This window comes from Pseudomonas sp. NPDC012596 (assembly GCF_042902325.1).
Classification (GTDB): Bacteria; Pseudomonadota; Gammaproteobacteria; order Pseudomonadales; family Pseudomonadaceae; genus Aquipseudomonas.
This window is the reverse complement of sequence record NZ_JBIBEB010000017.1, coordinates 15,232-26,627: the sequence shown is the minus strand read 5'-3', so window position 1 is coordinate 26,627 and position 11,396 is coordinate 15,232. Positions and strand designations below refer to the sequence as shown.

Here is an 11,396-nt window from a genome sequence, read left to right as displayed (position 1 = left end):
AGGACTTAGTCCTGACGGCTGGTCACTTCCAGCAGGTGGTAACCGAACTGGGTCTTCACCGGGCCTTGCACGGTGTTGATCGGGGCGCTGAACACCACAGTGTCGAATTCCTTTACCATCTGGCCTGGGCCGAACGCGCCCAGGTCACCGCCCTGGCGGCTGGACGGGCAGGTGGAATTGGCTTTGGCGATTTCAGCGAAGTCGGCACCGGCTTCGATCTGGGCTTTGAGCTCGTTGCATTTGTCTTCGCTGCTGACGAGGATGTGGCGGGCGGTTGCGCGTGCCATGGGGTACTACTCCTTGGGTGAAAAGGGCAAGCCTAGCGCACTTGCTTGGGAAATGTCTCGCAAGGCTTGCTGTACGCTTCCTACAGCCGTGCCGCAGCCTCACGCAGCAGGCTTTGCGTTGCTTCCCAGCCCAGGCAGCCATCGGTAATCGACACGCCGTACTTCAGCGGGCCTTTGCCCAGTGCCTGGCAGCCATCGAACAGATGGCCTTCGAGCATTACCCCGACAATCGACGTATCGCCGCCCAGGCGCTGGGCCAGCACGTCCTCGAACACAGCCGGCTGACGCGCCGGGTCTTTAGCGCTGTTGGCATGGCTGCAATCGACCATGATCCGTGCCTGCAGGCCGGCCTTGGCCAGCCCTTGGCGGGCCTGGGCAATGCTGGTGGCGTCGTAGTTCGGGCCTTTGTGGCCACCGCGCAGCACCAGGTGGGTGTCCGGGTTGCCCAAGGTCTCGATGATCGCTGGGTAGCCTTGCGCATCCATGCCGAAGTGGCGGTGCGGGGCGGCGGCGCTGCGCATGGCGTCGCAGGCAATGGCCACGCCGCCGTCGGTGCCGTTCTTGAAACCGACCGGCAGCTCCAGGCCGCTGACCATTTCACGGTGCACTTGCGACTCGGTGGTGCGCGCACCAATCGCCGCCCAACCCAGCAGGTCGTCGAAGTAGCCGGCCGCCATCGGCTGCAGCAGCTCGGTGGCGATCGGCAGGCCGCGTTCGATCATGTTCAGCATCAAGCCACGGGACAAGGCGATGCCGGCATGCATGTCGTCGCTGCCATCGAGGTGTGGGTCGTAGGCCAGGCCTTTCCAGCCCACCGTGGTGCGCGGTTTTTCCACGTAGGCGCGCATCACCAGCAGCAGCTTGTCATCCACTTCGCGGCTGAGGGCGGCCAGGCGGTCGGCGTATTCCAGGGCCGAACGTGGGTCGTGGATCGAGCACGGGCCGACAACAACCAGCAGGCGCGGGTCGCGGCCTTCGAGGATGGCGCGGATGGCCTGGCGCTGGGCCTGGACTTGCTGGGCGTGTTCGACGGTCAGCGGCATCTGCTGCTTGAGCAGGTGCGGGCTGGGCAGGCGGCGGCTGACGGTGGTGTTGGCAGCGTGGGGCTGGGTCAGGGGCAGAGCGAGGTTCGAAGCGTGCATGGCGTAGGTTCCCTGGGCGGACGGCGGGCTCTGGCCCGCGCGGTCGGCCCCTATCGAGGTGTTCGACTGATCGTTGAATTCACATTGGCTGCAGCATTGCCACCACGGATGGACCGGTCGGAGGCGGCAGGCTGGCCCGAACGGGATTGGCTAAATCGCCAGGCGTAGGTGCTTGCGTAGTAATAAGTGGCGTAGTTCATGGCAGTGTCCTCAAGGTGAATCAGTAATTTTGAAAGGCCTGAAAAGCAAAACCCCCGGTCGGGGAGCCGACCGGGGGTTTGAGTATTCTCATGTTCGGCGGCCCCTCGAAGGTGGGCGCCGTGTGGGTATCGGCGCCTAGTGGCTAAACCAATACCCAAAATAAAAGCTCGCAGCAGCCTTGCAGCCAGCAACGGCCAGCACTGGGCGCAGGGTGCGACCGGTGTGGTTGGCGTGGTTGCGGGTGTGTTTCGGCATGTTGCTCTCCAGTGAATGAGCCCGAGCTTACTTCAGGTGGTACACGCCGTTCAATGGATAAATGCTATGGCGTCGATATCTGCACAAACTGGATAGTGCTGTGCAGCAGGCGGATATTGCCGGCGTGGTGCAGCCCCTAACCTGACCCGGTCTGAACAATAACAATGGAGACCCCGGCCATGTCCCTGGGATTCGACTACCTCAATGCCATGCTCGAGGACGACCGTGAACAGGGCATCTACCGCTGCAAGCGCGAGATGTTCACCGACCCACGGTTGTTCGACCTGGAGATGAAGCACATCTTCGAGGGCAACTGGATCTACCTGGCCCACGAAAGCCAGATCCCCGAGAAAAACGACTTTCTCACCCTGACCATGGGGCGCCAGCCGGTGTTCATCGCGCGCAACAAGGACGGTGAGCTCAATGCCTTCCTCAACGCCTGCAGCCACCGTGGTGCCATGCTGTGCCGGCACAAGCGCGGCAACCGCGCAAGCTACACCTGCCCGTTCCACGGCTGGACCTTCAACAACAGCGGCAAGCTGCTCAAGGTCAAGGACCCGAGCAACGCCGGCTACCCCGACAGCTTCAACTGCGACGGCTCCCACGACCTGACCAAGGTGGCCCGCTTCGAGTCGTACCGGGGTTTCCTGTTCGGCAGCCTGAATGCCGACGTCAAGCCGCTGGTCGAGCACCTGGGTGAGTCGGCCAAGATCATCGACATGATCGTCGACCAGTCCCCCGAAGGCCTGGAGGTACTGCGCGGGGCCAGTTCGTACATCTACGAAGGCAACTGGAAGCTCACCGCCGAAAACGGCGCCGACGGCTACCACGTAAGCTCCGTGCACTGGAACTACGCCGCCACTCAGGGCCAGCGCAAGCAGCGCGAGGCGGGTGAGCAGATCAAGACCATGAGCGCCGGGTCCTGGGCCAAGCAGGGCGGCGGCTTCTATTCCTTCGACCACGGCCACCTGCTGCTGTGGACCCGCTGGGCCAACCCCGAAGACCGCCCGGCCTACGAGCGCCGCGAACAGCTGGCCGCCGACTTTGGCCAGGCGCGCGCCGACTGGATGATCGAAAATTCGCGCAACCTGTGCCTGTACCCGAACGTGTACCTGATGGACCAGTTCAGCTCGCAGATCCGCGTTGCCCGGCCTATTTCGGTGAACAAGACCGAAATCACCATCTACTGCATCGCGCCCAAAGGCGAGAGCGCCGATGCCCGCGCCAAGCGGATTCGCCAATACGAAGACTTCTTCAACGTCAGTGGTATGGCCACCCCGGATGACCTGGAAGAATTCCGCTCCTGCCAGACCGGCTACGGTGGCGGTACTGGCTGGAACGACATGAGCCGCGGCGCGAAACATTGGGTCGAAGGCGCCGATGAGGCAGCCAGGGAAATCGAACTGCAACCGTTGCTGTCCGGCGTGCGCACCGAAGATGAAGGGCTGTTCGTGCTGCAGCACAAGTACTGGCAGGACACCATGATCCAGGCCCTCAAGGACGAGCAGCAACTGATCCCCGTGGAGGCCGTGCAATGAACCTGCATGACACCGTGCGCGACTTCCTCTACCGCGAAGCGCGCTACCTGGACGACGCCCAGTGGGACCAGTGGCTGGATCTGTATGCCAGCGACGCCACTTTCTGGATGCCCGCATGGGATGACGACGACCGCCTCACCGAAGACCCGCAAAGCGAGATCTCGCTGATCTGGTACGGCAACCGTGGCGGCCTCGAGGACCGGGTGTTTCGCATCAAAACCGAGCGCTCCAGCGCGACCGTGCCCGACACCCGCACCTCGCACAACATCAGCAACATCGAGATCGTCGAGCAGGGCGACGGCCACTGCCGGGTGCGCTTCAACTGGCACACCCTGAGCTTTCGCTACAAGACCACCGACAGCTACTTCGGCAGCAGCTTCTACACCCTCGACCTGCGCGGCGAACAGCCGCTGATCAAGGCCAAGAAGGTAGTGCTGAAGAACGACTACGTGCGTCAGGTCATCGACATCTACCACATCTGATCCGAGGTAACGCGAACTGCCCGGTGTGCCCCAAGGCGCGCCGCGGCCAGGTTCGCCCGCGAGGTGCAACATGAGCTTCCAGATCGCGCTTAATTTCGAAGACGGGGTCACCCGCTTCATCGAGGCCAACGGCCATGAAACCGTGGCCGATGCCGCCTACCGCCAAGGCATCAACATCCCCCTGGACTGCCGCGACGGTGCCTGCGGCACCTGCAAATGCAAGGCAGAGTCTGGCCGCTACGACCTGGGCGACAACTTCATCGAAGACGCCCTGAGTGAAGATGAAATCGCCGAAGGCTACGTGCTGACCTGCCAGATGCGCGCCGAAAGCGACTGCGTTGTGCGCATCCCGGCGTCTTCGCAGGTGTGCAAGACCGAGCAGGCCAGCTTCCAGGCCGCCATCAGCGACGTGCGCCAGTTGTCGGCCAGCACCATCGCCCTGTCAATCAAGGGTGAGTCGCTGAGCGGCCTGGCCTTCCTGCCGGGGCAGTACGTCAACCTCAGCGTGCCCGGCAGCGACCAGAGCCGCGCCTATTCCTTCAGCTCGTTGCAGAAGGACGGCGAGGTCAGCTTCCTGATCCGCAACGTGCCCGGCGGCCTGATGAGCAGCTTCCTTACCAGCCTGGCCAAGGCCGGCGACAGCATGAGCCTGGCGGGCCCTTTGGGCAGCTTCTACCTGCGGCCGATTCGGCGCCCGCTGTTGCTGCTGGCCGGTGGTACGGGCCTGGCGCCGTTCACGGCGATGCTGGAGAAGATTGCCGAGCAGGGCAGCGAGCACCCGTTGCACCTGATCTACGGGGTGACCAACGATTTCGACCTGGTCGAGCTGGACCGCCTGCAGGCGCTGGCCGCGCGTATCCCCAACTTCACCTTCAGCGCCTGCGTGGCCAACCCCGACAGCCAGTACCCGCAGAAAGGCTACGTGACCCAGCACATCGCGCCGCAGCACCTCAATGGCGGGGATGTGGATGTGTACCTGTGCGGGCCGCCGCCGATGGTCGAGGCGGTGAGCCAGTACATCCGTGAACAGGGCATTACCCCGGCCAACTTCTACTTCGAGAAATTCGCCGCAGCGGCCTGAAGTTGCTCGGGGCCGCCTTTGTGGGAGCGTCAGCATGGAGAACTACCAATGAATGCAAGATTTGAAGGCAAAGTCGCCCTGGTCACCGGCGCCGCGCAAGGCATCGGCCGTGGCGTGTGCTGGCGGCTCAAGGCCGAAGGCGCGCAGGTGGTGGCGGTTGACCGCTCCGAGCTGGTCCACGAACTGGCCGGGGAGGGCATGCTGACTCTCATCGCCGATCTCGAGCAGCCCACCGACTGCGCCCAGGTCATGGCCACGGCAGTGCAGGCCTTCGGCCGCCTCGACATCCTGGTCAACAACGTCGGCGGCACCATCTGGGCCAAGCCGTTCGAACACTATGAAGTGGCGCAGATCGAGGCCGAAGTGCGCCGCTCGCTGTTCCCCACCCTGTGGTGCTGCCACGCGGCGCTGCCCTACATGCTCGAACGCGGCAGCGGCGCCATCGTCAACGTCTCGTCCATCGCCACCCGCGGAGTCAACCGCGTGCCCTATGGCGCAGCCAAGGGCGGCGTCAACGCGCTTACCGCCTGCCTGGCCTTCGAAACCGCCGGCCGGGGCATCCGTGTCAACGCCACCGCGCCGGGCGGCACCGAAGCGCCACCCCGGCGCGTGCCGCGCAACCAGGCCGAGCAGAGCGAGCAGGACAAACGCTGGTACCAGCAGATCGTCGAGCAGACCCTCGACAGCAGCCTGATGCACCGCTACGGCAGCATCGACGAACAGGTCGGCGCGATCCTTTTCCTGGCCTCGGACGAGGCCTCCTACATCACCGGTGTGACCCTGCCGGTAGGGGGCGGCGACCTCGGCTGAGGCTCCCCCCAGCACACTCCATTTCATCGCTGACCTAACTGGAGCTCTTGCATGACAAGCCCGACCATTGACCGGCTGGAGGCGCTGATCGTCGACCTGCCCACGATCCGCCCGCACAAGCTGGCCATGCACACGATGCAGCAACAGACCCTGGTGGTGCTGCGCCTGCGCTGCAGCGACGGCGTCGAAGGCATCGGCGAGGCCACCACCATCGGCGGCCTGGCCTACGGCTACGAGAGCCCCGAGGGCATCAAGGCCAACATCGATGCGCACCTGGCGCCGGCGCTGATCGGCCTGCCGGCGGACAACATCAACGCCGCCATGCTCAAGCTCGACAAGTTGGCCAAGGGCAACACTTTTGCCAAGTCCGGCATCGAGAGCGCCTTGCTCGACGCCCAGGGCAAGCGCCTTGGCCTGGCGGTTAGCGAGCTGCTTGGCGGGCGGGTGCGCGACAGCCTGGAAGTGGCCTGGACCCTGGCCAGCGGCGACACCGCCCGCGACATCGCCGAAGCCGAACACATGCTGGAGGTTCGCCGCCACCGCGTGTTCAAGCTGAAGATCGGTGCCAACCCGCTGCAGCAGGACTTGAACCACGTGGTGGCGATCAAGCGCGAACTGGGCGAGCGCGCCAGCGTGCGGGTCGATGTCAACCAGTACTGGGACGAGTCACAGGCCATCCGCGCGTGCCAGGTGCTGGGCGACAACGGCATCGACCTGATCGAGCAGCCGATCTCGCGCGTCAACCGTGGCGGGCAGGTTCGCCTGAACCAGCGCAGCCCGGCGCCGATCATGGCCGACGAATCCATCGAAAGCGTCGAGGACGCCTTCAGCCTGGCCGCCGACGGTGCTGCCAGCATCTTCGCCTTGAAAATTGCCAAGAACGGCGGGCCACGTGCAGTGCTACGCACGGCGCAGATCGCCGAGGCAGCCGGCATCGCACTGTACGGCGGGACCATGCTCGAAGGCACGATCGGCACGTTGGCTTCGGCCCATGCCTTCCTCACCCTGCGCCAGCTGACCTGGGGCACCGAGCTGTTCGGGCCGCTGTTGCTCACCGAAGAAATCGTCAACGAGCCGCCGCAGTACCGCGACTTCCAGCTGCACGTGCCGCGTACCCCGGGCCTTGGCCTGAGCTTGAACGAAACCCAGCTGGCGCGCTTCGCCCGCCGCTGATTCCAAATTGGCGCAGCACCTGTGGGAGCGGGCTTGCCCCGCGAACACCGGCGGCGCCCGTGCCACCCACCGCGGCGCCTGCTTCGCCTCAGAGTAAGGAGAACCCCCATGCTGTTCCACGTGAAGATGACCGTGAAACTGCCGCCCGACATGGACCCGGCCAAGGCCACACAGCTGAAGGCCGACGAAAAGGAGCTGGCCCAGCGCCTACAGCGCGAGGGCACCTGGCGCCACCTTTGGCGCATCGCCGGGCACTACGCCAACTACAGCGTGTTCGACGTGCCCAGCGTCGAGGCGCTGCACGACACGCTGATGCAGCTGCCGCTGTTCCCGTACATGGACATCGAGGTCGATGGCCTGTGCCGACACCCGTCGTCGATCCACGCCGACGACCGCTGAACCCCAGCCTTCTGCACAAGAACAAGACGAGGTAAGCCCCATGACCGTGAAGATTTCCCACACTGCCGACGCCCAGGCGTTCTTTGAGCAAGCTGCAGGTTTTGGCAACGACGCAGGCAACCCGCGCCTCAAGCGCATCATTCAGCGCGTGCTGCAGGACACTGCCCGCCTGATTGAAGACCTGGACATCAGCGAAGACGAGTTCTGGCACGCCGTCGACTACCTAAACCGTTTAGGTGGGCGTGGCGAGGCCGGGCTGCTGGTGGCGGGCCTGGGTATCGAGCACTTCCTCGACCTGCTGCAAGATGCCAAAGATGCCGAGGCCGGCCTCACCGGCGGCACCCCGCGCACCATCGAAGGGCCGCTGTACGTCGCCGGTGCGCCGATTGCGCAGGGCGAAGTGCGCATGGACGACGGCAGCGAGGAGGGCGTGGCCACGGTCATGTTCCTCGAAGGCCAGGTGCTCGACCCCCAAGGCCAGCCGCTGGCCGGTGCCACGGTCGACCTGTGGCACGCCAATACGCGTGGCACTTATTCGTTCTTCGACCAGAGCCAGTCCGCGTACAACCTGCGCCGGCGCATCGTCACCGATGCCGAAGGCCGCTACCGCGCCCGCTCGATCGTGCCGTCGGGCTATGGCTGCGACCCCCAGGGCCCGACCCAGGAATGCCTGGACCAGCTCGGCCGCCATGGCCAGCGCCCGGCGCATGTGCACTTCTTCATCTCGGCGCCCGGGCATCGGCACCTGACCACCCAGATCAACCTGTCCGGGGACAAATACCTGTGGGATGACTTCGCCTATGCCACTCGTGATGGGCTGGTGGGTGAGGTGGTGTTCCGTGACGGTGCCCAGGGGCGCTATGCCGAGCTGAAGTTCGACTTCCAGCTGCAAAAGGCCCAGGCAAGCACGGAGGAGCAGCGCAGCGGGCGGCCTCGGGCCCTGCAGGAAGGCTGAGGTGCAATCGTCGGCACAGCTACAGCGCAGGCCTTGAATTCAGCACGGTCTGGGCGGGGCCGGCTTGCCGGCGATGAAGGGCAGAGCCCTTGCCATCCACCACCGTCCCCAGAGTGCGCGCCCCAGACGTTGCCAAGCGTTGTCACACAGCAGTATTTGCACCACGGGCTGTTCGAGGGTTAGGTTTCCGTATTGCCCATTCAGGAAGCCTTCCCTTGGACTCCATCACCCAAGCCGTACTCGGCGCCGCCCTGCAGGGCACGGTGCTCGGCCGCATACAGGGCCGTCGCTCGCTCATCTACGGTGCGCTCCTTGGCACCGTGCCAGACCTCGACGTGGTTATCCGCTACGCCGACCCGGTATCGCAGATGACCTTCCACCGGGGCTTCTCGCACTCCATCTTCGTCCTGACCGGGTTGGCCCTGCTGCTGGCGTGGCTGGTCAACTGGCAAGGCCGCAGGCGCTGGCCCGACAAGGGCTACACCTTGCCCAGGCTGTTTTTGGCGTTCTGGCTGGTGCTGGTCACGCACCCGATTCTGGACGCATTCACCGTGTACGGCACCCAGCTGTTCTGGCCGCTGCACTTCACCCCGCTAAGCTGGGCCTCGGTATTCATCATCGACCCGGTGTACACCGTGCCACTGCTGGCTGCCGTGCTTTACGCCGCGCTCAAGGGCGTCAGCGGCAGGGCCGTGCGCCTGTTGAGCCTGGCGCTGGTATTCAGCACGGCCTACCTGGGCTTCGGCCTTGCCAGCCGCATGGCCGCCGAGCAGCGCTTCCAGGCTGCGCTGGACCAGCAGGGCATTGCCGTCAGCAGCGTGCGCGCGGTGCCGATCGCCTTCAACAGCCTGGTCTGGCGGGTGCTGGCGAAAACCCCCGAGGGCGATTATTACGAAGGCGTCAGCAGCACGTTCGACCGCGAACCCCCGGAAATGCAGCGCCTGCCACGCAACCTGCCGCTCGCCGAGGCCCTGGCCGACGCGCCGCTGCTGCAGCGCCTGCGCTGGTTTACCGATGACTGGCTGCGCTACGACGAAGTGAACGGCGCACTGGTGGTCACCGACCTGCGCATGGGCATCCCGGGTAATTACACCTTCCGCTTCAACATGGCCCAACGCGACGCGCAGGGGCACTGGGTCGCTCACACGCCAACCGCATGGCAGGGCGCCGGGGTGGGCTCGATGTTCAACAGCCACGACCTGGCGTTGATCTGGCGGCGCATCTTCGACCAGCAACCGCCGCTGCCGCTGGCCGCCTGGGCCAGCAAATATCTCGGCCAGGCCGCCGTGCCGGGGCGTTGAGGCGTGCGTTCGGCGGGGTTGGACCTGGTCAAGTGGACAGCCATCGTGACCATGGTCGCCGACCATCTGCGTTTTCTCTGGCCGGCAGCCGATGGCCTGTTCATCGTCGGCCGGCTGGCGTTCCCGCTGTTCTGCCTGGCTATCGCGGTCAATGTCGGGCGCAGCCCACAGGGGCAGCTGTTCACCCGTGGCAACCTGCGCTACGTGGGCTGGATGCTGGCCTTCGCAGTGCTGTCCGAAGGGCCTTATCGCTGGCTGGACCCTGCCACGCAGACGCTCAGTGTGATCCCGACGCTGACGTTGGGGCTGCTGGCTGCCTGGGGTGTGTGGCACCCACAATTGCAGGCACGGTTGATCGGCCTGGGCGCCTTGTTGATCGCGACGCTGTTCAGTGCGCAGCTGATGTACGGCTTGCCGGGTGTACTGTTGCCTGCTGCCTGGCTTGTGGCGCGCAACAGCGGTGGTGTTGCGTGGCTGCTGCCGTGCCTGTTGGCGGTGGCCGGCAACCTGACCAACAGCTGGTTGCTCGAACACCTGACGGCACCCGTCACTGTGTTGACCATGATCGCCGCCTTGTTGGCCATCCCCCTCGGCTGCCTGCTGCTGCGGTGCGATGATCGGCCCGTGCCAGCGGTGGGCCGTTGGGGCTATCTGTTCTACCCGTTGCACTTGCTGATCATCAAAGGGTTGCAGGGGATGCTGTGACTCTGCCCTTGCAATATGGCAAAACGCACCCATTTAAGCCGGTCTTCAGTACCCGCAGGAGCCTTCCATGGAACCCAACCGCTTCGGCGACATCGCCGCCTTCGTAAGCGCCGCGAAGGCCGGCAGTTTCACCGCTGCAGCGGTAAGCCTGGGGCTGACGCGCTCGGCCGTGGGCAAGAGCATCGCCCGGCTGGAAGCGCGCATGGCGGTGCGCCTGCTCAACCGCACCACGCGCAAGTTGAGCCTGACCGACGAGGGCCTGGTGGCGTTCGAGCGCTGGCGGCAGATCCTCGACGACCTGGACGAGGTCGAAAGCACCATGGCCCAGCGCCGCGGCAAACCAACCGGCACCTTGCGCCTGACCGCGCCGCTGTCGTTGGGCCAGCGCCATGTGTTGCCGATTCTCGATGCCTATCTCAAGCAGTGGCCGGAGCTGCGTGCCGACATCCGTTTTACCGACCGTTTCGTCGACCTGGTGGAGGAGGGCGTGGACGTCGCCGTGCGTATCGGCGCGCCCAAGGAGGATTCGCAACTGCTTACCCGCACCGTGGCCTGGCAACAGTTCGTCACCTGCGCCTCGCCCGACTACCTGCGCCAGCACGGTGTGCCGCAGGTGCCTGCAGACCTTTACGGGCATGACAAGATCGCCTTTCTGGCGGGTGAAAAATCCATGCCCTGGCGCTTTCATACGGCCGAAGGCCTGCACCTGTGCGAGGAACCCGGGCGGCTCAACATCGACAGTTCCGAAGCGATGCTGGACGGCGCGCGGGCAGGTTTCGGGCTGATTCACCTGCCTACCTACATCACCGGCGATGATTTGCGCGCGGGCACGCTGGTGGAGGTATTGCACGCCTACAGGCCACCGGCAGACCCGATTCGCGTGGTGTACCCGAGCAAGCGCCACCTGTCCCCGCGGGTGCGCGGTTTCATCGACATGCTGGTCGCCAACTGGGAGCAGGGCGTGCCTTGGGAGCAGTGATTGGGGAATATCAGGCCCGAATGTAGGGCCTGAACCTGGGTTTATCCTTGGCGCTACAGGCTGGACACTGGCGTCACTGATAATCCCT

At 64.8% G+C, this 11,396-nt stretch carries 12 protein-coding genes; 10 read left to right on the top strand and 2 right to left on the bottom strand.

Features of this window, described 5'->3' with window-relative positions; translation table 11 throughout:
• Positions 1-5: 5 nt before the first annotated feature.
• Together ACFY68_RS19590 and ACFY68_RS19585 are read right to left on the bottom strand one after the other, a co-directional pair.
• On the bottom strand, positions 6-287 hold the full coding sequence (locus ACFY68_RS19590; protein ID WP_144173004.1) for a peptidylprolyl isomerase: 282 nt from the start codon (positions 285-287) through the stop codon (positions 6-8).
• 80 nt (positions 288-367) lie between these two features.
• On the bottom strand, positions 368-1,429 hold the full coding sequence (locus tag ACFY68_RS19585) for a 3-deoxy-7-phosphoheptulonate synthase (protein ID WP_346614240.1): 1,062 nt from the start codon (positions 1,427-1,429) through the stop codon (positions 368-370).
• Between the two features lie 635 nt (positions 1,430-2,064).
• Between ACFY68_RS19585 and benA the strand changes: the two genes are divergently transcribed.
• The 10 genes from benA to ACFY68_RS19535 all read left to right on the top strand — a co-directional run bounded on the left by benA (position 2,065) and on the right by ACFY68_RS19535 (position 11,308).
• Entirely contained in the window at positions 2,065-3,423 is a 1,359-nt protein-coding gene (benA, locus tag ACFY68_RS19580) for a benzoate 1,2-dioxygenase large subunit (protein ID WP_387530590.1), read from the top strand.
• Positions 3,420-3,905 (top strand): benzoate 1,2-dioxygenase small subunit, encoded by a 486-nt coding sequence (gene benB, locus ACFY68_RS19575; protein ID WP_387530587.1) that lies wholly within the window; start codon positions 3,420-3,422, stop codon positions 3,903-3,905. Before benA ends, benB begins: the two co-directional genes overlap by 4 nt.
• A 70-nt stretch (positions 3,906-3,975) precedes the next feature.
• Complete coding sequence (gene benC / locus ACFY68_RS19570; protein ID WP_387530584.1) at positions 3,976-4,986, top strand: benzoate 1,2-dioxygenase electron transfer component BenC; 1,011 nt, start codon at positions 3,976-3,978, stop codon at positions 4,984-4,986.
• 48 nt (positions 4,987-5,034) lie between these two features.
• The gene (locus tag ACFY68_RS19565) at positions 5,035-5,796 is read left to right on the top strand and encodes a 1,6-dihydroxycyclohexa-2,4-diene-1-carboxylate dehydrogenase (RefSeq protein ID WP_387530581.1); all 762 of its coding nucleotides are present in this window, start codon (positions 5,035-5,037) and stop codon (positions 5,794-5,796) included.
• Between the two features lie 51 nt (positions 5,797-5,847).
• Positions 5,848-6,969: a muconate cycloisomerase family protein gene (locus ACFY68_RS19560; protein WP_387530578.1), complete on the top strand. Its 1,122-nt coding sequence runs from the start codon at positions 5,848-5,850 to the stop codon at positions 6,967-6,969.
• A 108-nt stretch (positions 6,970-7,077) separates the two neighbouring features.
• On the top strand, positions 7,078-7,368 hold the full coding sequence (catC, locus tag ACFY68_RS19555; RefSeq protein WP_346614234.1) for a muconolactone Delta-isomerase: 291 nt from the start codon (positions 7,078-7,080) through the stop codon (positions 7,366-7,368).
• Between the two features lie 40 nt (positions 7,369-7,408).
• The gene (gene catA / locus ACFY68_RS19550) at positions 7,409-8,323 is read left to right on the top strand and encodes a catechol 1,2-dioxygenase (protein ID WP_387530575.1); all 915 of its coding nucleotides are present in this window, start codon (positions 7,409-7,411) and stop codon (positions 8,321-8,323) included.
• A gap of 215 nt (positions 8,324-8,538) precedes the next feature.
• Positions 8,539-9,624: a metal-dependent hydrolase gene (locus ACFY68_RS19545; RefSeq protein WP_387530572.1), complete on the top strand. Its 1,086-nt coding sequence runs from the start codon at positions 8,539-8,541 to the stop codon at positions 9,622-9,624.
• A 3-nt stretch (positions 9,625-9,627) separates the two neighbouring features.
• Entirely contained in the window at positions 9,628-10,329 is a 702-nt protein-coding gene (locus tag ACFY68_RS19540) for a TraX family protein (RefSeq protein ID WP_387530569.1), read from the top strand.
• A gap of 67 nt (positions 10,330-10,396) precedes the next feature.
• Positions 10,397-11,308, top strand: coding sequence for a LysR substrate-binding domain-containing protein (locus ACFY68_RS19535; RefSeq protein ID WP_387530566.1), 912 nt, complete (start codon positions 10,397-10,399; stop codon positions 11,306-11,308).
• Positions 11,309-11,396: the final 88 nt, after the last annotated feature.